The sequence below is a fragment of the Streptomyces sp. TLI_105 genome, from assembly GCF_900105415.1.
GTDB lineage: Bacteria > Actinomycetota > Actinomycetes > Streptomycetales > Streptomycetaceae > Streptomyces.
In genome coordinates this window covers 770,422-790,090 of the sequence record NZ_FNSM01000001.1, presented here as the reverse complement: position 1 = coordinate 790,090, position 19,669 = coordinate 770,422, and the positions used below count along the sequence as shown (strand labels likewise).

The window sequence follows — 19,669 nt, the reverse complement described above, 5'->3', positions numbered from 1 at the left end:
CCCGAACTCGATGGTGGCGAGGCCTCCGTGAGGGAGGCCTCGCCACCATCGGCAACGAGGAGGGGCCGGCACCGTCGGCTGTCAGCGGCGACCGGTCGCCGTCAGGCTGGCGTACTGCCCGGCCCGCTCCAGCAGACGGGGGACACCCGTCTCGAGCGAGGGCCCGAAGGCCGTGTCGTGGGGGCGCTCACCACGCCGCCAGCGGGTGTAGATGGCCTCGCAGAAGATCGCCGCCTTCCACAGCGCGAGGGTCTGGTACCACGGCAGCGACGTCAGATCTAGGCCCGTGTGGTGCTGGTAGCGCTCTGCCAGCTGGCGCTGGGTGAGGTAGCCGGGCGAGCGGGTCACCTTGGTGAGTTCGAGCGGGGTGGTGGGGCGGCCCGCCTCGGAGTAGGTGGCGGTGAGGTACCCCAGGTCCGCCAGTGGGTCACCGAGGGTGGCCATCTCCCAGTCCAGGATCGCGAGGACCTTCGCGGGCGCCTGTGGGGCGAACATGAGGTTGCCCATGCGGTAGTCGCCGTGCACCACCGAGGCCGCCTGGCTCGCCGGCAGGTTGCGTACGAGCCAGTCCGCGATGCGCTCCACCGCGGGCAGGCCGCGGGTGGTGTTGACCTCCCACAGTCCGCGGAACCGGTCGACCTGGCGACCGAGGTATCCCTCGGGGGAGCCCAGGGTGGCGAGTTCCCCTCCGGTCACGTCGATGCCGTGCAGGGCGACGAGGGTGTCGACGACCGCCTCACTGGTGGCCCGACGCTGTTCGGCGGGGGAGAGGTGGGCCGGGATCGTGTCGGTGACGACCGTCCCGTCGAGCCGGGACATGAGGTAGAACGGCACCCCCAGAAGCGACTCGTCCTCGCAGACCGCGAGGATCTCCGGCACCGGCACCCCGTGCCCGCCGAGGACCTTCTGGATGCGGGCCTCGCGCACCATGTCGTGCGTCGACTTCGGCAGCGGCGGCCGCGGGCCACGGCGCAGGACGACGCACTCACCACCCCGTTCGATCAGATAGGTGACGTTGGACTGGCCGTCGCCGATGCGCTGCCACGCGAGCGGGCCGCTGCCGATCCCGTGTGCGTCGAGGAAGCCGGTGACCGCGTCGAGGACCAGGAACGGAGGACTGTCGAGGTGACGAGCCCTCTCCCAGCTCGCGACGACCTCCACGCCATCAGGGACGGTGTCCATCACGCGCCCCCGTCCCGGCCGACGACGGCGTCGCCCCGGTACGGCTCACCGGCGCGGACCGCGGCGGCGCGGCCGGCCGAGGCCCGGCGGGCGATGGCCCACCGGTGGGTCTCGTTGGAGCCGTCGTAGATGCGGAACGGGCGGACCTCGTTGAGGTACTGCGCCAGCGGGAGCCCGTCGGAGACTCCGTCTCCGCCGCAGATCTGGATGGCGCGGTCGATCACCCGGAAGATCGCCTCGGAGCAGTGGACCTTCGCGATCGACGACATCGCGGACCCCGCCTTCGGATCGCTGTGCAGCAGCGCCGCCGTCTTCGTGATGATCGCGTCGGAGGTCTCGATGTCGATCACGGACTCGGCGATCAGGTGCTGGGCCAGGCCGAGGGAGTCGATCGGACCGCCGAACAGCTCCCGCTTCCCGGCCCGGTCCAGCGCGATGTCGTGTGCCCGCCGCGCCAGTCCCAGCCATCGCATGCAGTGGGTGAGACGGGCCGGTCCGAGCCGGACCTGGGCGTAGCGGAAGCCGAGCCCCACCTCGCCGAGTACGGCTTCGTCGGGGACGAAGCAGTTCTCGATGTACAGGTGCGGGTGGCCGCCGTCGATGGAGCGGTCGACGGTGTGGATCGCCTCGCCGATCCGGATGCCGGGGTTGGTCATGTCGACGAGGAACATGGTGGCCCCCTCCGGGGAGCCGTCCAGCGCCGGGGTCCGTGCCATCACGATGCAGAAGCCGGCGCCGACGGCGCCGCTGGTGAACCGCTTGTGGCCGTCGATGATCCAGCCGCCCGCGGTGCGCACGGCCGTGGTCCGCAGTGCCGCCGGGTCGGATCCGGCTCCGGGGTGGGGCTCGGTCATGCCGAAGCACGACCGTACGTCCCCCGCGGCCAGAGGCGCGAGATAGCGCTTCTTCTGCTCTTCGGTCGCGATCAGGTTGAGCATGTGCATGTTCCCCTCGTCGGGGGCCATGCAGTTGAGCGCGCTGGGGCCGATCGGCGAGTACCCGGCTTCCTGGAGGATCGGCGACCAGTACTCGATGGACAGGCCCTGCCCGCCGTACTCCTTCGGCACGAGCGGCGCGAAGACGCCGGCCTCCTTCGCCACCGCCTGCAGCCGGTCACGGGTGACCTGGTCGAGACGTCCGCCCGGCGCGGGCTCGGAGTCGACGACGACCTCGCGGATGAACCGGCGGGTGCGCTCACGCAGCTCCGCCACCTCGGGGGGAAGGTGGGTGAAGGTCATGACAGTCCTTTCGGGGGTTGGCGGGTCGTCACGCGGTGCCGCCGGCGACCGTGAGGCCGCCGTCGACGGTGAGAACGTGGCCGGTGACCCAGGAGGAGTCCGTCGAGGCCAGGTAGGCGACGGCGGAGGCGATGTCCGAAGGGACGCCCAGGCGCCGCAGGGGATAGTCCTCGGCGACCTCGGCCTCCTTGCCCTCGTAGAGGGCTTCGGCGAACCGCGTCTTCACCACCGCGGGAGCCACGGCGTTGACCCGGATCTCCGGGCCGAGTTCGACGGCCAGGGTCCTGGTCAGGTGGGACACCGCCGCCTTGCTCACGCCGTAGAGGCCGATGCCGGGTGCGGGGGTGTCGCCGGTCACCGAGGAGAGGTTCACGACGGTGCCGTGGCGCTCGGTGAAACCGAGCTTCGGGTGGGCCACCGCGTCCTGGACCCAGGCGAGGGTGGCGAGGACGTTGACCTCAAGCACCTTGCGGGCGACATCGAGGTCCAGGCCGACGACGGGGCCGTACGCCGGGTTGATGCCCGCGTTGTTCACCAGGACGTCGAGCCCGCCGAACTCGCGCGCGACGGTGTCGAAGACCTCGCGGCGGTGGTCCGGATCGTCGGCCTTCCCGGCAACCGTGATGACGCTGCCCCGGGGCAGCGAAGCCGCGGCCTCCTCGAGCGGTCCGGCCTTGCGCGCGGTGAGACACACACGCGCCCCTTCGGCGACGAGCCGCTCGGCGACGGCGAGACCGATGCCCCGGCTCGCGCCGGTCACGATGGCGGTGCGGCCCGAGAAACGGCCCTGGCCGGTGTGGTTTTCGCTCATGAATCAGTCCTTCGAGGGGGTGCCGGACCGAAAGGCCGACGATGCCGAACGCCGCCGTGAGGTCTCCGAGACCCTCACAGGCGGACGTACCGAGCGGCCGCTCGGTTACCGAGCGGCCGTTCGGTAAAGTGAAGGGAAGCGCCGGGGGTATGTCAAGAGGGCTGCTGTCGGACAGGGCGGGGCGGCGCTGCATACTGTGCCGACGCGATCGGGATCCGGGGGAAGGAGAGGGCTGTGATGGACGCCGAGGTCAGAGCGGACTGGAGGTCGTACCTGGGCAGCGGACTGCCGCCGATCCTCATGAGCGCGCTGGCGTGCTTCATGGAGCACGGCTACCACGGGACCACGGTCCGGGAAGTGGCCGCGCGCGCGGAACTCTCGGTACCGGGTCTTTACCACCACTACCCGGCGAAGCAGGACCTGCTGGTCGCGATCGTCTCGCATGCCATGGACGACCTGTGGGAGCGCAGCACCGCAGCCCTGGAGGAAGCCGGCTCCGACGTCCGGCGACGGCTCGACCTGCTCGTGGAGTGCCTCGTGCTGTTCCACGCCTACCGGCGGGATCTCGCGTTCATCGCCTACAGCGAGATCCGCAGCCTCGCCGGGGAGGTGCGCGACACCTACATCGGCGCCCGCGACCGTCAGCAGCGTCTGATGGACCAGGTGCTCCAGGACGGCGTCGCGCGGAAGGAATTCACGACCGAATACCCGCGCGAGGTCAGCAGGGCGGTCGTGACCATGTGCACCGGCGTCTCCCAGTGGTACCGGCCCGAGGGCGAGTACACCCCGCAGCAACTGGCGGAGCGCTACTGCGCCATGACGCGCATGATGGTGGGCGCGGTCTGACCGGCGCCCGTACGAAGCCCGACGCCCGTCCCGCCCGGTGGGCAGGGATTCCCGGGCAGCGCCGACCTGCGGCACCTACGACGCCGTCGGTGACTGCGCCAAACCGCATCGGGCGGCTGCTGTTGCGGCCCCTCCGAGGGTCAGCCAGAGGCGCCCTTGCGGCCCCAGTGTGGTGGCCGGCGCTGTCGCGGAGACCGGGAGGTGTCGGCCGCGATCGTGCCCGTGGCCACCTCGGCTGCACCTGGCAGCAGCTGCCAGGTGCGTCGTTGGGGCTGCCCGGAGGACGGCCACCCCGGACTGCCGTCGGCCAGAGGGTGGCCACGAGGGTGCGAGCGTTCGCCGAGGCGTGTGTCGGCGGCGTCGTTCCCTGGTGGCCGCGACGGCGACGGCCGCCCGTGCTACCTGCGTCCACCGTTCTGACTGTGCTTACCTGCTGCCCAGGACGGACGACCGCGGGAGCATCAAAGTGCTGATGCTGACACTTTGCTGACCTTCAGCCAGTCAATGAGCCGTTGACCTGTGCAAACGCCACCAGGGTGCGAGTTGTGGTGGAACTTCGTGGGCCGCACGGACGAGGAGATCCGCAAGGCCCGCGAGGACTGGATGACGGGCGACCGCTTCGGCGAGGTCAAGGGCTACGCCGGCGACCGGCTGGACGCCCCGGAGGTCCCCCCGACCCAGCTCAAGGCCCGGGGCCGCGTGCGCTGACCTGGTTCTTTTCCCCCGCCTCGATAGCCGGGTATGCAGCCGCAGGGGTGGCCGGCCGCGGCGGTTCCGGTCGTCGGGATGCCGGCGTCACGAACGGCCGGCGGGAGAGATCGCGGACGTCAGCGCCACGTGTGGATGAAGCCGATCTTGTCGATCTCGTCGCCCGCGCGGCCGTGGAAGCCGGTGATCTGCCGGCCCGGGGGAGCGGTGTGGGTGACGCAGTCGGCGGTCGGTGTGCCGCCGGCGAGGGTGCGGCCCAGGTTCGTGGTGAACCTGGTGTGGAAGATCCGGGTACGGCCGTCCTTCTGGGCTCGGCACAGGTGCGCGGCCGTGACGTACTCCCCGCTGCCGAGCGTGAGGGAGGCCGTGGTGCCTCCGGTGCCTCCGTGGGTGAGCGTGGTGCCGTTGTCGAGGGTGAGGGCGAGCCGGTCGATCCGGGAGCCGGCGCTCAGCGCGATGGTGGTGGCCCGTGCGCCCGTGGGGACGCGGTCGATGTCGTCGAAGTGGTCGCCGTGCGGTCCGCCGAACTGCTCGCTCAGCTGGAAGGCCGGGTTGCGCGACCAGGAGAAGCCGACCGCGACCGGGTCGTGGTCGGAGAGCATGAGTCCGTCGCCGGTGAGGAACGCGGCGTGCTCGTTGTCGTAGGAGGTGGCGTTCAGGGAGACGAGGGCGCTGCCGCGGTAGAGGACCTTGTCCACGAGCTCGCAGGTGTCGGGCACGGTCGGCCGGGTCTGGTCGCAGACCAGGGGGTCGCTGCCTTTGGCGGGCGGTGTGCCGCCGCGGATCAGTTCCACCCAGGGGTCGGTGAGGCGGTTGGCGGCGGCGAACTCGGCGATGGTGTCGCCGGTGCGGGTGTAGCGGGTGTTGGTGTCGCCCATGACGACGACGGCGTTGCCGGCCGAGTGGGTCGTGATGAAGGCGGTGAGCTGGTTCAGGTTGTCGGCACGTGCCGCCAGGTCCCCGGCGCTCGTGCCCGCGTTGGTGTGGAGGTTGTAGAAGTCGACGTACACGCCCTCGGCGAGGCGCTGCCGGGCGAAGGTGAAGCCCTTGGGGGTCAGGCAGTCGCCGGAGTCGTACTGGCAGGAGTTCCAGCGGGCCCGCTCGAAGTCGTCCGCGTCGTAGGGGGACTTCGACAGCGTGTTGAGGCCGCTGCCGATGCCCGCCCCGCCGCTGGTGGGGGTGCGGTACGGGTGGGCGGTGTCGCCGGCGTAGAGGCGGGCGTGGTGGTTGAAGTCCTCCTGGACGTGGACGATGTCGTACGGCGCGATCCGCCGGCCGATCTCCGTCGTGGCGGGTTCGCGTGGTGTCGGGGCGCTGGAGAGGCTCTCGGGCAGACCGGCCACGTTGTACGTGAGCACGCTGAACGTGCCCGAGTCGGCGGCCGTCGCCGGTGGCGCCGTCGCGGTGAGTCCGGCGAGTGCGGCTGCCGCCGCCGTCAGGCAGGCGAGGAGTCGGCGCATGGGAGGCTCCTGGTGGTGGGGGTTCCGGCCGGGGCCGGGCGGACGCTTCCACCCGGCCCCGGCCGGCCGTGGATCAGGCGCAGGCACTTCCGTTGAGCGTGAAGGCCGTGGGGGAGGGGTTCGAGCCTGTGTGGGTGCCCTGTACTCCGAAGCTTGCGGTCGCACCGGGGGCGATCGCCCGGTTCCAGTCGGCGGCGCGGGCGCTGACGGTGGTGCCGTTCTGGGCGACGGTGGCGTTCCAGGCGCTCGTGACGCGCTGGCCGCCCGGGTAGGACCAGGCCAGCTGCCAGCCGTCCACGGCCGTCGGGCCGGTGTTCCTGACGGTGACGGTCGCGGTGAAGCCGGTGTTCCAGACGTTGTTCACCGTGTACGTCACCGCGCAGGCAGCGGTGGGCGGTTCGCCGCCGGTGGAGGTCCGCTCGGCGGCGTAGGCGGCGAGCCAGGCCAGCGGGGCGTTCCAGTTGACCGCCACCTCGTTGGTCGAGTACGAGTCGATGTGGTCGATGTAGCAGGCGGCGGGGGCGCAGCCGGCAAGCTTCTCCTGTGCGACCGGGTCCTGCAGCGCGCTGTTGGGACCGCCCGCGAGCGACCCGGCCGGCGGGTGGGGCAGGGAGGCGTCCAGCTGGTGTGCCCAGAAGCGGTGGTGCTGGTTCTGCGAGGACGTCTCGCCGTGGCCGGTCACGTACGACACGCCGAGGGCGTTGCGGCCGAGCAGGTAGTCCATGGTCTCCAGCGCGCCGGCGCGATAGCGCCCGTCGCCCGTCAGCTCGCCGGCGACGGCCATGACGATCGCGTCGTCGGCGACCTCGCCGTTCGAGCCCCAGAAGTATCCGTCCGCCGGGACGGGTACGGCGTAGCCCTGGGCGGCCATCCGGGACAGATGGCCGTCGGCGGCCGCGGTCACCGAGGCCCTGATCCGGGCCAGGTCGGAGGCGGGCAGGCCGTTGGGTACGGTGGCCAGGACGAGCCGGCCGAGCGCGGCCGTGTCCGCCCAGCCGAAGCCGTACGGGCTGAACGCGTCGGCCGAGGTGTGCCAGGACGAGGAGGTGACCGCGTCCCGGTAGGCGCTCTCGCCGGTCGCCGCGTACAGCTCGGCGGCCGCCCAGTAGAACTCGTCGGTGACCCGGGCGTCCTCGTAGGCCCCGCCGCCCGTGCTGTCCGTAGCAGGCGCGTACAGGGCCGGGTTGGCCTGCGCCGCGGTCCAGGCGCGCCGGGCGGCGGACAGGCAGCGGTCGGCGTAGGTGGAGTCGTACGGGCGGAAGACGCGGGCGCACTGCGCGGCGGCCGCCGCGAGGTTGAGGGTCGCCGCCGTGGACGGCCGGTGCAGCTCGCGGGGCTGCGCGTCCTGGTCGGGGCGCAGCGGCATGCCGGTCCAGGCCGCGTCGTGGACCTTGTGGAAGGCCATGCCCGCGTACGGCTTGCCTTCGGGCACCTGCATGCGCATCAGGAAGTCGAGCTCCCACCGCGCCTCGTCGAGGACGTCGGGAATTCCGTTGCCGCGTTCGGGGACGCGCAGGGTCGAGTCGCCCAACGCGGCATCCCTGCCGGCCCGCTTGGCCCGCTCGAAGGAGTTGACGACCAGCCAGGTGGAGATGCCGCCGTTGACCACGTACTTGCCGTGGTCGCCCGCGTCGTACCAGCCACCCCTGACGTCCTGCGTGTAGTCGCACACGGTGGCCTGGCACGGGACGGACGTGTCGCCCCGGTTGGGTGCGACGCCGAGGTGCCCGGCCGGGCGTGCGTACGCGGAGCCCACGAGGGAGGCGTCGATCGCGATGCCGCTGCGCTGGTGGTGGAAGAACGCCATCGAGTCGGAACGCAGGGAGTCGTAGAGGTCCGTGCGGATGTCGAAGGGTGCGCTGCTGTTGCCGTCCACGGCCAGGACGTATCCCGAACCCGTGTTCCGGTACGAGGAGAAGTCGGCCACCTGGACGGACTGCCCGGAGGGGGTGTCCGCGCCGCGCGGGACGGTCGAGCCGGAGGCGACCAGGGCGCCGGACGCGTTCCGCAGCTGCCAGGTGAGCGTCTGTGTCGCCGTGGTGACGACGGTGGCGCGCTTGGGCCCGTCGGGCAGGTAGCCGACCTGGTTGACGCGTACGGCCGTGGTCGCCGCCGTCGCGGCGGGGGCGCCCGCCGCGGTCGGTGCGGTCGCGAGACCGCCGAGGAGGAGGACGCCCGTCAGCAGGGCGGTGGAGAGGCGTAACGAACGAGAGGGTGGCATGTGCGGCTCCTGTGTGTCGTCGGGGGATCAGCAGGGGGAGTCGGTCGGGGTGAGCAGGCCCGTCTGCCGGAAAGGCGGAGGTGGTCGCCTCAGGCCGGCCAGGACGCCGCTGGAGGACCGTGCCCACGTGAACTGGGCATGCCAATCCAGTCCCCCTTTGCCTCCCTGATGATGGGAGCGCTCCCAAGCGGTGGAGCGTCGACCACCGGTCGAGGGGAGGGGATCTGAGCGCAGATTAGTGATGCCCGCCCATACCGTCAACGGGATCGACACGGTGGCGCGAAGTCGGCCGTCCGGCCGGTCCACGGGACGCGACGCTCGTGCGGGTAGCGTTCGGCGCAATGACGCAGGCGGCCGACCGCCGCGACGGAAGGACCCGATTCTGAACCCCCAGCTCGCGGAGACCCTGTCCGCGGCCCTGCTCGTTCTCGTGCTGGCCTGTGCGGTCGTCCGCCCCTTCGGGTGGCCGGAGGCGGTCGTGGCCGTCCCGGCCGCAGCCCTGGTGATCCTCACCGGGGCCATCTCCCTCGACGACGCCCTGGCCGAGGCGGAACGGCTCGGGCCGGTGATCGGCTTCCTGGCGGCCGTACTGGTGCTGGCTCAGCTCTGCGACGACGAGGGGCTGTTCCAGGCGTGCGGGGCGTGGATGGCGCGTACGGCGGCGGGCCGGCCACGCCGTCTCCTTGCCCAGGTGTTCCTGGCCGCGTCGGCGATCACGGCCGTGCTCAGCCTGGACGCCACGGTGGTGCTGCTCACTCCGGTGGTGTTCGCCACCGCGGCCCGCATCGGCGCCCGTCCGAAGCCACACGTGTACGCCTGCACCCACCTGTCGAACACCGCCTCCCTGCTGCTGCCCGTCTCCAACCTCACCAACCTGCTGGCCTTCACGGCCAGCGGCTTGAGCTTCACTCGGTTCGCCGCGCTGATGGCCCTGCCGTGGGCGGTGGCGATCGGCGTCGAGTACCTGGTCTTCCGACGCTTCTTCGCCACCGACCTGGACGCCGGAGCGCAGGCCCCCGCCGTCGTCGAACCGCCGCCGCTGCCGCTGTTCGCCCTGGTGACCGTAGGGTGCACGCTCGCCGGCTTCGTGCTGACCTCGGTGGTCGGCGTCGATCCGGCGTGGGCGGCCCTGTCGGGTGCCCTCGCCCTCGCCGTACGGGCCCTCATCCGCCGCCGCACCACGCCCCGGGCGCTGGTCCGTGCCACCTCCGTGCCCTTCCTCGCCTTCGTCCTGGCCCTCGGGATCGTGGTCCTGGCAGTGGTGGACAACGGTCTCGACGACGCGCTGGGGCACCTGATCCCCGGGGGCACGGGACTGCCGGAACTGCTCGCCCTCGCCGGACTGGCCGCCGTCCTCGCGAACGTCATCAACAACCTGCCCGCGGTCCTCGTGCTGCTGCCGCTGACCGCCCCGTCAGGTCCCGGTGCCGTCCTCGCCGTCCTGCTCGGGGTCAACATCGGCCCCAACCTCACCTACGCCGGCTCGCTGGCCACCCTGTTGTGGCGGCGCATCGTCCATGCCCACGACGGTGAGGTGGAGCTGAAGGAGTTCACCCGGCTCGGCGTGTACGCGGTGCCCGCGAGCCTGGTCGCCGCAGTCCTGGCACTGTGGCTCTCGCTGACCGTCATCGGAGGAGGCTGACACCCATGGCCGTGGTCGTCTGGATCGTCGAGGGCACCTGGCGCGCCTGCGTGGACGCCGCCCGCACGCACACCCCGGCGGACGCCGACGTCGTCCTCCTGCACGTCACCCCCGCCGACGTCCCGGGCGCCGCCCACGGCGCCTTCGCCGGACTCCTCGGCCGCGGCCACCCCGGGGGGCACCGTCCGGCCGAAGGCTGGGGGAGGGACCCCGGCACGCGACTGGAACACCTCGCCGCCGCCTCCGCACGGCAGTTGCTCCAGGACGCCGCCGACCGCCTGGGCCGCCCCTGCACGCGTACCGAGCGCACCGGCCGCGTCGAGCGCGAGGTCGTCGCCGCGGCCGAGGGCAGCGACCTGCTGATCCTGGCCCGGGACGGCGACCGCACCCATCTCGGACCGCACAGCCTCGGCCCCGCCGCACGCTTCGTCGTCGACCACGCCCCCTGCCCGGTGCTGCTCGTCTGGCCCGAGCCCCCGCCGGGGCTCCCCACTCCGCCGCCGCCTCCGCCTCCGCGTCACACCGACTGACGGGCGACGAGGAACCGCGCGTCCCAGGCACCGGAAGGGAGACCGCCGCCGGCCACCGGCGGGGCCGGGGGATGAGCGGAGCTCAGCGGTTGAAGGTCAGCCGCGGCACCGCGTTGCGGGCCAGGGTGTGGGCCTGCTCGGGCCACCAGGTGCCGGCGGGCGGGTCGACGATGCCGTACTCGGGGTCGATCGTGCCGCCTGTGTTGCGGGTGCAGCTGCCGTCGGACTCGCCGGGGATCTTGATCCACAGGTAGGCGTCGACGAGAGGGACGCCGGTGTCGGCGGTCGGGCGCGGGCCGAGGCCGCGGCCGGGCGCGTTGCACCAGATCTCCGGGTCGCCGGTGTACTTGCCGGGCTCCGGGGTCCAGGCGCCCAGACCGTTGCGGCTGGTGTCGATGACGAAGTGGTGCAGCGCGTCGTTCGGCGGGGTGCCCACGCTCTGGTCGAACCAGGCGTCGGTCCAGCGCCAGGTGGCGGGGTCGGCGGAATCGACCGCGTTGCCGGGGGTGCCGTCGTTGGGCGCGGCGGGCGAGTAGTACTGGGTGGCGCACCAGTCGGTGTGGCCGCGCGCGTACTCGGGCCCTTCGGTGGCGAACCACATGCACTTGGCTATCCAGGCGCCGTAGCGCGCGTTGTGGTCGGTGGGATGGGTGTTGGACACGTTGAGGGCGAAGCCGTCGCTGTACTGGACACCGGCGTCGAGCAGCCGTCGCGCCATGTCGCCGACGGACCGCCACAGGACGTTGCCCGCGTCCAGGTAGACCGCGGTGCGGGGCTTGGATTTGATGGTCTTGACCGCGTATGCGAGATCGGCGATGCGGGTCGCCGTGAGTTCGCCGGTCGGGTCCGCGGCCGGCCCGCAGTCGCGGGGGAGGAGGGCCAGGCCGTCGGGCTCGACCACGACGACCGCCTTGTCGTCGCCGATCCCGGCGGCGAAGGCGTCGATCCACCGCCGGTAGGCGGCGGAGGACGCGGCACCGCCGCTGGAGTACTGGGTGCAGTCCCGGCCCGGCACGTCGTAGGCGACCAGTACGGGGGTCCGGTCGACCGTACGGGCCTTGCGGACGAGGCTCTTCACCTTGACCAGGACCTCGTCGGGTGTGCCCTCGGTGAACCACTCGGCCTGCGGCCGGCTCGCGAGCTTGGCCATGTTCGCGGCGTTCGCGAAGTCGCCGTTCCTGAGGTCGGTGAGCGCCTGCCCGGCGGCCTTGCTGTGCGGGTCCACGTAGAACTTCGTGGCCGCGGTGAGCATGTCCCCGGCGGGTGCGGCCTGCGCCTGCCCCTGCGTCGCGGTGAGGGCGGCACAGGCCGCGAGTGCCGCGAGGGCGGCGGTCGCACGGCGCCGTAGGCTGCGTGGCTTCATGAAGGCTCCTGGTCGAAGGGGCGGGGAGAGGCGGGGCGGTGGTGCCTGTGGCCCGGGCGCGCGGCGGCGGACATCGGGCCACAGGAGTCCGAGGTCAGTAGCCGTAGATCATCTTGTAGGCGGCCTCGGGGAGGAACTGGCCGGCCGTGGAACCGGCCCCGACGCCGCAGTTGCCGTCGGACTCGCCCGGGGCCTTGATCCACAGGAGCATCTCGGCGCCGCCTCCCGTCTGGGTGGGCGTGCCGATGCGGCGGCCGGCCGCGTTGCACCACTCGCCGTTGGAGCCGTTGCCGTTGCGGCTGGTGTCGACGACGAACGGCTTGGTGTAGCCGTAGCGGGCGGCCAGTTCGCTGTTGACGGCGTTGCCGTAGGCGGTGTTCTGGGCGGTGGTGTAGTAGTTGGAGATGTTGAGGGAGAAGCCGTGGGCCTGGCGCAGGCCGGCTTCGTGGAGGCGCTGGGCCATCGTCCCGGCGCTCACCCAGCCGGGGTTGCCGGCGTCGAGATAGACCCAGGTGTTGGGGGCCTGGCGGTTGAACTCGGCGAGGGCGCCGGTGATCATGCTCTCGCGCTCGCGGATCTGAGTCTGGTTCATGCAGCCGTAGTCCGCGATGGAGTCCGGTTCGAGGACGACGACGGCCGGGCGGTTGGCGATGCCGCCGGCGAACTGCGCGACCCAGGTCGCGTAGGCGGACGGCGAGGCGGCTCCGCCCGCGGAGTGCCCGCCGCAGTAGTCGCGGTTGTAGATGTTGTACGCGACGAGGATGGGCAGCTTGTCCCAGGAGTCCGCCGCCCCCACGTACGCGCCCGTGGCCGTCCCGATGGCGCCGCTCCAGGAACCGAACCAGCGGGCCATGGGGGTGTTGGCGAGGGACGCGTTGATCGCGGGCGCCCGGCCGTCACCGGGGTTGGCGGCGACCCACTTCTTCGCGCTGGAGTTCGGGTCCACGTAGAACCCGCTGGTCATGGTGGTGGGATCCGCCGCGTGGGCGGACGGTGCGACGGCGAGCGCCAGTGGCAGCGCGAAGACGGCTGCCGCGAGGGCGCGGATTCGGCGGCGCATGACGGTACCTCGATTCCTGACGGGGGACGCGCCGCACGCTCTCGTCCCGAGCGGGCGGCGCACTGAGGAGTGCGGTGGTACGTCACCCCTGGATGTGGAAGCGCTCCCACTGGAAGCGGTCCCAGTAGGCGCTTCGGCTGTCCTGGGGTGTGGCCGGTATCGTGTGACGCCCTGTTCGGCCTGTCAAGTGGGCCCGTTCGCCCGGCGCTTCACATGGTGGCGGGAAGTCCTTACAGTCATGGAACTGGAAGCGTTCCCAGTCTTCCATGGGTTCTGGTCGCGACAGGAGAGGCGGGTCATGGCCGAAGGTGCGCCGCGTCGGCAGTCGACACTCGACGAGGTGGCCGAACTGGCCGGTGTCTCACGGTCGGTGGCCTCGCGTGCGCTCAACAACGCCCCGCACGTCAGCCGCGCCAAGCGCGAGGCGGTCGAACGGGCCGTCCGTCAGCTCGGTTACGTGCCCAATCCGACCGCTCGCGCGCTGGCGACCCGTCAGACCGGCGCGGCCGCCCTGGTCGTCTCGGGGGAGGATCCGTCGATCTTCGCGGATCCGTTCTTCGCCCAGGTGATCGTAGGGGCCTCGGCCGCCCTGGAGGACGCCGATCTGCACCTCATGCTCTGCCTGGCCGCCTCCGACCGGGGCCGTGGGCGCGTGGAGCGGCTCTTGAGGTCCAAGGGCGCCGACGGCGTGATGCTGATGGCGCTGCGCGAGGACGACCCGCTGGCCCGCACGGCCGAGGAGGCGGAGCTGCCCGTCGTGTTCGGCGGGCGGCCGGTCGGTCTGGACCCCCGGTGGTACGTGGACGTCGACAACGCCGGCGGAGCGCGCGCGGCGACCGAGTACCTGATCGCGGCCGGTCGGACCCGGGTGGCCACGATCTGCGGGCGCCTGGACACCGAGGTCGGGCGCGCCCGGTACCGCGGCTACCGGGACGCCATGCTGGCGGCAGGGCTCGCACCGTACGCCTCGGAGGCCGGCGACTTCACCGAGTCCAGCGGGGCCGCCGCCATGGCCGCGCTCCTCGCGAACCGTCCCGACCTGGACGGGGTGTTCGCCGCCGGCGACAACATGGGGGCCGGGGCGCTGCGCACGCTGCGGAAGGCCGGCCGCCTGGTCCCCTCCGACGTCGCCGTGGTCGGTTTCGACGACCTGCCCGTGGCCCGGATCGCCGACCCGCCTCTGACCACGGTGCACCAACCCATAGAGGGTCTCGGCCGGGAGATGGCGCGCATGCTCGTCGCGCTCATCAACGGACAGGACCCCACCCCGCTGATCCTGCCCACGCGCCTGGTCGCCCGCGCCAGCGCCTGACGAGCCACCTCTCTCGCCCCACCCCCTGCGGCGAGGGGACCGGTCTCCTCGCGGGTGACCTGACCGTGGCGTTTTCCCTCCGGTTCGCGCGGAGGGAATGATCATGAGTGTTAACGCTCACAACTTTTGGTCGATGCTCCACGCGGGGTTGCCGCATCGGGCCCGTAGGCGGCGGAGGGTCCCTCTGGTCCGGCGGAGGCCGTACGGGGCCGCCCGGAGGGCCAATTCGCCCTCGGCAACTGCATGCCCCTCCAGGCTTTCGCGCCTTCCGCGCTTCGTCCGCCGACCCGCTTCTGCGCATCAAGAACGGGTAACGGCCGTACGAGCCCTTGAGTTACAAGTCTGTTAGCGCTCACAATGTGTCGCGTTCGCCAGCTCGCCGGTCGTCGGGGGTCGACGCTTCACTCTGCCTCCGCCCGGCTCGACCACCCCTGCGCAGCCACGCCTTCACCGGGCCCGTCTCCTTCAGGGCTCCGCCTGGTACGACGCACGTCCCGAGAGGAACCACGACATGGCCCACAGAGCCCTCCGCGTCATCGCCGCCGCCGCCCTGGCCGGCAGTGTGCTGACCGCCTGCACCACCGAGCCCGCGACCACCGGCACCACCGGCGGCGCCGGTAAGGGCTCCTCCGACGGCAAGCTGGTGCTCGGGTTCGCCCAGGTGGGAGCCGAGAGCGGCTGGCGCACCGCCAACACCAAGTCCGTACGCGAGGCGGCCGAGAAGGCCGGCATCACGCTGAAGTTCTCCGACGCGCAGCAGAAGCAGGAGAACCAGATCAAGGCGATCCGCACCTTCATCCAGCAGAAGGTGGACGTCATCGCCTTCTCGCCGGTGGTGGAGTCCGGCTGGGACACCGTCCTGAAGGAGGCCAAGAACGCCGGCATCCCGGTGATCCTCACCGACCGCGCGGTCGACTCGCAGGACACCTCCCTCTACCGGACGTTCCTCGGCTCCGACTTCGTCAAGGAGGGACAGGAGGCCGGCAAGTGGCTCGTCAAGGAGTACGAGGGCACCTCCGCGCCGGTCAACCTCGTCGAACTCCAGGGCACCACCGGCTCCGCACCCGCCAACGACCGCAAGGCGGGCTTCGCCGACGTCATCAAGGGCGACCCCAAGTTCAAGGTCGTCGCCTCCCAGACCGGGGACTTCACCCGAGCCAAGGGCAAGGAGGTCATGCAGGCCTTCCTCAAGTCCCACAAGGACATCGACGTCCTGTACGCCCACAACGACGACATGGCCCTGGGCGCCATCCAGGCCATCGAGGAGGCGGGCAAGAAGCCGGGCGTCGACATCAAGGTGATCTCCGTCGACGGCATCAAGGACGCCTTCGTCGCCATGCAGGAGAAGAAGATCAACGTGGTGGTCGAGTGCAACCCGCTCCTCGGCGACCAGCTCATGGAACTCGCCAAGAAGGTCGCGGCGGGGGAGAGCGTCCCGCGACGGGTCGAGGTCAAGGAGGGCGTCTTCACCCAGGACCAGGCCGCGGCCGCCCTGCCCGGCCGTCAGTACTGACCTTCCGCCCGCACCAGACCGGGGGCGGTCCTCGCGCCGCCCCCCCATCCCTCAGGAGAAGAGGGCGTATGGCAGCCCCACCCACCCCCCGCACACCCACACGCACCGACCGGCCGGTCCTGGAGGCCCACGGCATCCGCAAGGCCTTCCCCGGCGTCCTCGCCCTCGACGGTGTGGACCTCCGCCTCTTCCCGGGCGAGGTCCACGCGCTGATGGGCGAGAACGGCGCGGGCAAGTCGACCCTCATCAAGGTGCTCACCGGGGTCCACCCGCCCGACGCGGGAACGGTCTCCGTCGACGGCAGCCCCCAGCGGTTCGCCGAACCGCTGGAGGCGCAGCACGCCGGAATCAGCACGGTCTACCAGGAGGTGAACCTGTGCCCCAACCTCTCGGTCGCCGAGAACATCCTCATCGGCCGTGAACCCCGACGCCTGGGACTGGTCCACTGGTCCGCCCTCCACGAACGCGCGGCACGGCTCATCACCGAACTGGAACTCGACCTCGACGTCCGCCTGCCGCTGAGCGCGCACTCCCTCGCCGTCCAGCAACTCGTCGCGATCGTACGTGCCGTGGACATCAAGGCGAAGGTCCTCGTCCTCGACGAGCCCACCTCCAGCCTCGACCGGGACGAAGTCGCCCAACTGTTCTCCCTGGTGCGCCGGCTGCGCGACCGGGGCGTCGCGATCCTCTTCGTCACCCACTTCCTCGACCAGGTCTTCGACCTGTGCGACCGGGTGACCGTCCTGCGCAACGGCCGCCTCGAAGGCGAGTACCGGATCGACGAGCTGACACCCGTCACCCTCGTGCACCACATGGTCGGCAGCGAACTGCGCACCCTCGACGAACTCGCGGAGACCTCGCACACCGGCACCGCCGCCCCCGTCCCAGCGGACACCCCCTTCCTGAGCGCCCGCGGGCTCGCCCGGTCCGGTGCCGTCCAGCCCTACGACCTGGACATCCACCGCGGCGAGGTCATCGGCCTGGCCGGACTCCTCGGATCCGGACGCACCGAGGCGGCCCGGCTGCTCTTCGGAGCCGACCACGCCGACGGAGGAGAGCTCCGGATCGACGGCGAGCGGGCCGCCCTGCGATCCCCACGTGCCGCGATCGCCCGCAGGATCGCCTTCTGCTCGGAGAACCGCAAGGCGGAGGGCCTGATCGGCGAACTCACGGTTCGCGAGAACATCGTGCTCGCCCTCCAGGCCGCACGCGGCTGGACCAAACCCCTCTCCCGCGCCCGGCAGGACGAGATCGCCGCCCGGTGGACCGAGGTTCTCGACATCCGCCCGGCCGACCCGGAGGCACAGGTCCGCAACCTCAGCGGGGGCAACCAGCAGAAGGTTCTGCTCGCCCGGTGGCTGCTCACCGACCCCGAGCTGCTGATCCTGGACGAACCCACCCGGGGCATCGACATCGGCGCCAAGACGGAGATCCAGAAACTGGTCACCCGCCTGGCCGCAGAGGGGACCGCCGTCCTCTTCATCTCCGCCGAACTCGAGGAAGTGCTGCGGCTGAGCCACCGGGTCGGCGTGCTGCGCGACCACCGGCTCGTCGCCACCCTCCCCAACGACACGACCCTGACGCCCGACCGGATCCTGGGCGCCATCGCCACCGGAGCCACCTCATGACACCATCTGACGACACCGGCGCCGGGGGGCGTCCGGCTCGGGCACCCGGCGCCCGGCGGCTCACCGAGCACCGCCTGTTCTGGCCCGCCGCCGTCCTGGCCGCCCTGCTGCTGGGGAACGTCGCGCTCACCCACGACTTCTTCGCCGTCCGCGTCCAGAACGGACACCTGTACGGCAGCCTGATCGACATCCTCCAGTTCGGCGCCCCCCTGATCCTGGTGTCGCTCGGCATGACGCTGGTCATCGCCACCCGGGGCATCGACCTCTCGGTCGGCTCGACGGTCGCCATCGCCGGCGCCCTCGCGTGCGAGCACATCGCCACCGCGAAGGACCCCGGAAGCCTGCCCACCGTCATGTCGGCGATCGCGGTGGCGCTCGGCGTCGCCGCCGCGATCGGACTGCTGAACGGCCTCCTCGTCGCCCGGCTGGGCGTCCAGCCCATCGTCGCCACGCTGGTCCTCATGGTCGCCGGGCGCGGCGTGGCCCAGCTGATCACCGACGGCCAGATCATCAGCGTGTCCAGCAGCGCCTACAAGATGATCGGCGGCGGCTACTGGCTCACCCTCCCCTTCGCCGTCCTGCTCGCCGCGGCCCTCGTCGCCGTCACCTCCCTCGTCACCCGGCGGACCGCGCTCGGCATGCTCATCGAATCGGTGGGCGGCAATCCGGTCGCGAGTCGACTCGTCGGCATCAGGGCGGCCGGCCTTCTGGTCACGGTCTACGTCGTCAGCGCCGTGTGCGCCGCGGTGGCCGGTCTGATGATCAGCTCCAACGTGTCCAGCGCCGACGGCAACAACGCCGGCCTGTGGATCGAGCTGGACGCGATCCTCGCCGTGGTCATCGGCGGCACCGCCCTCACGGGCGGCCGTTTCTCCCTCGGCGGGACGGTCCTGGGCGCGCTGATCATCCAGACCCTGTCGACCACGATCTACACCCTCGGCGTACCGCCGGAGACCACCCTCGTCTTCAAGGCCCTGGTCGTCATCGTCGTGTGTCTCGTCCAGTCGCCCGCGTTCCGCGCGCGACTCCCACGCCGTCGCCGAGCCGCCGCCCCGGACCCGGCCCCCGCGGCCGGCGACGTGGGAGCCCGCCGGCAGGAGGTCCACCCGTGAGTACCACCCTCAGCTCCCTCACCCGGCCACTCCAGCGGTTCTCGGCGCGGTACGCCACCCGTTTGCCGCTCCTGGTGACGGCCACTCTGCTGATCGCGATGTTCTCGATCGGCTCCCTGCAGTACGAAGGCTTCTTCTCCGCGCAGGTCCTGCTCAACGTCCTGATCGACAACGGCTTCCTGCTCGTCGTGGCGATCGGCATGACGTTCGTCATCCTCACCGGTGGAATCGACCTGTCCGTCGGCTCCGTGGTGGCCTTGTCGACCATGCTGACGGCCTGGCTCGTCGAACAGAACGGCGTGCCGCTCGCCCTGGCGGTTCCGGTGGTCCTGCTGGTGGGAGCAGGAGGCGGCGCCCTCATGGGCTGGGTGATCCACGCCTTCGAGATCCAGCCCTTCATCGTCACCCTCGCGGGCATGTTCCTCGCGCGCGGCCTCTGCTACATGATCAGCACCGAGTCCATCTCCCTCACCGACCCGACGACCACGCGGATCGCCCAGACGCGGGTGCTCCTGCCCGGGGGACTGTTCGTCTCACCCGCCGTGGTCATCGCCCTGGTCGTGCTGGCGCTCGCCTTCGTCGTCCTCCACCACACCCGCTTCGGCCGCACCGTCTACGCCCTGGGGGGCAACGAGTCCTCGGCCCGTCTCATGGGCCTGCCCGTGGGACGCACCAAGGTCGCGGTGTACGCCGTGAGCGGTCTGTGCTCCGCCCTCGGCGGTCTGCTGCTGACCTTCTACATGCTGTCCGGCTACGCCCTGCACGCCGTCGGCATGGAACTCGACGCCATCGCGGCCGCCGTCATCGGAGGGACGCTGTTGACCGGGGGCTCCGGTTTCGTCCTGGGGACCGCGCTGGGCGTGATGGTCCTCGGCATGATCCAGACCGTCATCAACTTCCAGGGCACGCTCAGCTCGTGGTGGACGCGCATCGTCATCGGCGGCCTGTTGTTCGTCTTCATCCTCCTCCAACGGCTCTTCGGCGGATCCCGCCCGGCGGCATAGACCTTCCGGACAAGCCCGGATCCCGAGCAGACCGCCGAC

General features: G+C 71.4%; 15 protein-coding genes and 2 pseudogenes. 10 read left to right on the top strand and 7 right to left on the bottom strand.

Annotated features, from left to right (window positions below):
• Positions 1-81 precede the first annotated feature (81 nt).
• From BLW86_RS03660 to BLW86_RS03650, 3 genes are read right to left on the bottom strand one after another with little or no spacing between them, the layout of a single operon-like run.
• A complete protein-coding gene (locus tag BLW86_RS03660) occupies positions 82-1,182 on the bottom strand; it encodes a phosphotransferase family protein (RefSeq protein WP_256341190.1) in 1,101 nt (366 codons plus the stop codon).
• Entirely contained in the window at positions 1,182-2,420 is a 1,239-nt protein-coding gene (locus BLW86_RS03655) for an acyl-CoA dehydrogenase family protein (RefSeq protein ID WP_093872663.1), read from the bottom strand. The genes BLW86_RS03660 and BLW86_RS03655 overlap by 1 nt, the downstream gene beginning before the upstream one ends.
• Positions 2,421-2,448: 28 nt before the next feature.
• Entirely contained in the window at positions 2,449-3,231 is a 783-nt protein-coding gene (locus tag BLW86_RS03650; RefSeq protein WP_093872662.1) for an SDR family oxidoreductase, read from the bottom strand.
• A 237-nt stretch (positions 3,232-3,468) separates the two neighbouring features.
• Between BLW86_RS03650 and BLW86_RS03645 the strand changes: the two genes are divergently transcribed.
• The 3 genes and pseudogenes from BLW86_RS03645 to BLW86_RS03640 all read left to right on the top strand — a co-directional run.
• Entirely contained in the window at positions 3,469-4,077 is a 609-nt protein-coding gene (locus BLW86_RS03645) for a TetR/AcrR family transcriptional regulator (protein WP_093872661.1), read from the top strand.
• A gap of 144 nt (positions 4,078-4,221) precedes the next feature.
• Positions 4,222-4,358: pseudogene (locus BLW86_RS42530) on the top strand (IS5/IS1182 family transposase); the annotation flags it as partial.
• A gap of 262 nt (positions 4,359-4,620) precedes the next feature.
• A pseudogene (locus BLW86_RS03640) lies at positions 4,621-4,785 on the top strand (pirin family protein); the annotation flags it as partial.
• Between the two features lie 119 nt (positions 4,786-4,904).
• Here the strand turns inward: BLW86_RS03640 and BLW86_RS03635 are convergent.
• Positions 4,905-6,245: a jacalin-like lectin gene (locus BLW86_RS03635; protein ID WP_093872659.1), complete on the bottom strand. Its 1,341-nt coding sequence runs from the start codon at positions 6,243-6,245 to the stop codon at positions 4,905-4,907.
• Between the two features lie 73 nt (positions 6,246-6,318).
• Positions 6,319-8,466 (bottom strand): glycoside hydrolase family 9 protein, encoded by a 2,148-nt coding sequence (locus BLW86_RS03630; RefSeq protein WP_093872658.1) that lies wholly within the window; start codon positions 8,464-8,466, stop codon positions 6,319-6,321.
• Between the two features lie 382 nt (positions 8,467-8,848).
• Here BLW86_RS03630 and BLW86_RS03625 point away from each other — a divergent pair, with 382 nt between their 5' ends.
• Both BLW86_RS03625 and BLW86_RS03620 read left to right on the top strand, forming a co-directional pair.
• Positions 8,849-10,108, top strand: a complete 1,260-nt coding sequence (locus tag BLW86_RS03625) for an SLC13 family permease (protein WP_093878482.1) — start codon at positions 8,849-8,851, stop codon at positions 10,106-10,108.
• 5 nt (positions 10,109-10,113) lie between these two features.
• A complete protein-coding gene (locus BLW86_RS03620; RefSeq protein ID WP_093872657.1) occupies positions 10,114-10,638 on the top strand; it encodes a universal stress protein in 525 nt (174 codons plus the stop codon).
• Positions 10,639-10,720: 82 nt separating this feature from the next.
• On the opposite strand, the gene BLW86_RS03615 is transcribed toward BLW86_RS03620, so the two are convergent.
• Positions 10,721-12,001, bottom strand: coding sequence for a glycoside hydrolase family 6 protein (locus BLW86_RS03615; RefSeq protein WP_093872656.1), 1,281 nt, complete (start codon positions 11,999-12,001; stop codon positions 10,721-10,723).
• A gap of 94 nt (positions 12,002-12,095) precedes the next feature.
• The gene (locus BLW86_RS03610) at positions 12,096-13,061 is read right to left on the bottom strand and encodes a glycoside hydrolase family 6 protein (protein WP_093872655.1); all 966 of its coding nucleotides are present in this window, start codon (positions 13,059-13,061) and stop codon (positions 12,096-12,098) included.
• Between the two features lie 298 nt (positions 13,062-13,359).
• Here BLW86_RS03610 and BLW86_RS03605 point away from each other — a divergent pair, with 298 nt between their 5' ends.
• The 5 genes from BLW86_RS03605 to yjfF all read left to right on the top strand — a co-directional run bounded on the left by BLW86_RS03605 (position 13,360) and on the right by yjfF (position 19,630).
• Entirely contained in the window at positions 13,360-14,373 is a 1,014-nt protein-coding gene (locus tag BLW86_RS03605; RefSeq protein ID WP_093872654.1) for a LacI family DNA-binding transcriptional regulator, read from the top strand.
• A gap of 511 nt (positions 14,374-14,884) precedes the next feature.
• Complete coding sequence (locus tag BLW86_RS03600) at positions 14,885-15,886, top strand: ABC transporter substrate-binding protein (RefSeq protein ID WP_093872653.1); 1,002 nt, start codon at positions 14,885-14,887, stop codon at positions 15,884-15,886.
• A 68-nt stretch (positions 15,887-15,954) separates the two neighbouring features.
• On the top strand, positions 15,955-17,514 hold the full coding sequence (locus BLW86_RS03595) for a sugar ABC transporter ATP-binding protein (protein WP_093872652.1): 1,560 nt from the start codon (positions 15,955-15,957) through the stop codon (positions 17,512-17,514).
• Positions 17,511-18,626: an ABC transporter permease gene (locus BLW86_RS03590; protein WP_093872651.1), complete on the top strand. Its 1,116-nt coding sequence runs from the start codon at positions 17,511-17,513 to the stop codon at positions 18,624-18,626. Before BLW86_RS03595 ends, BLW86_RS03590 begins: the two co-directional genes overlap by 4 nt.
• A complete protein-coding gene (yjfF, locus tag BLW86_RS03585) occupies positions 18,623-19,630 on the top strand; it encodes a galactofuranose ABC transporter, permease protein YjfF (protein ID WP_093872650.1) in 1,008 nt (335 codons plus the stop codon). Before BLW86_RS03590 ends, yjfF begins: the two co-directional genes overlap by 4 nt.
• Positions 19,631-19,669 lie beyond the last annotated feature (39 nt).

What these genes read in the sequence shown, in the direction of transcription:
- BLW86_RS03660 (WP_256341190.1), bottom strand. Translation starts at nt 1,182, where the DNA reads ATGGACACCGTCCCTGATGGCGTGGAGGTCGTCGCGAGCTGGGAGAGG.
- BLW86_RS03655 (WP_093872663.1), bottom strand. Translation starts at nt 2,420, where the DNA reads ATGACCTTCACCCACCTTCCCCCCGAGGTGGCGGAGCTGCGTGAGCGC.
- BLW86_RS03650 (WP_093872662.1), bottom strand. Translation starts at nt 3,231, where the DNA reads ATGAGCGAAAACCACACCGGCCAGGGCCGTTTCTCGGGCCGCACCGCC.
- BLW86_RS03645 (WP_093872661.1), top strand. Translation starts at nt 3,469, where the DNA reads ATGGACGCCGAGGTCAGAGCGGACTGGAGGTCGTACCTGGGCAGCGGA.
- BLW86_RS03635 (WP_093872659.1), bottom strand. Translation starts at nt 6,245, where the DNA reads ATGCGCCGACTCCTCGCCTGCCTGACGGCGGCGGCAGCCGCACTCGCC.
- BLW86_RS03630 (WP_093872658.1), bottom strand. Translation starts at nt 8,466, where the DNA reads ATGCCACCCTCTCGTTCGTTACGCCTCTCCACCGCCCTGCTGACGGGC.
- BLW86_RS03620 (WP_093872657.1), top strand. Translation starts at nt 10,114, where the DNA reads ATGGCCGTGGTCGTCTGGATCGTCGAGGGCACCTGGCGCGCCTGCGTG.
- BLW86_RS03615 (WP_093872656.1), bottom strand. Translation starts at nt 12,001, where the DNA reads ATGAAGCCACGCAGCCTACGGCGCCGTGCGACCGCCGCCCTCGCGGCA.
- BLW86_RS03610 (WP_093872655.1), bottom strand. Translation starts at nt 13,061, where the DNA reads ATGCGCCGCCGAATCCGCGCCCTCGCGGCAGCCGTCTTCGCGCTGCCA.
- BLW86_RS03605 (WP_093872654.1), top strand. Translation starts at nt 13,360, where the DNA reads ATGGCCGAAGGTGCGCCGCGTCGGCAGTCGACACTCGACGAGGTGGCC.
- BLW86_RS03600 (WP_093872653.1), top strand. Translation starts at nt 14,885, where the DNA reads ATGGCCCACAGAGCCCTCCGCGTCATCGCCGCCGCCGCCCTGGCCGGC.
- BLW86_RS03595 (WP_093872652.1), top strand. Translation starts at nt 15,955, where the DNA reads ATGGCAGCCCCACCCACCCCCCGCACACCCACACGCACCGACCGGCCG.
- BLW86_RS03590 (WP_093872651.1), top strand. Translation starts at nt 17,511, where the DNA reads ATGACACCATCTGACGACACCGGCGCCGGGGGGCGTCCGGCTCGGGCA.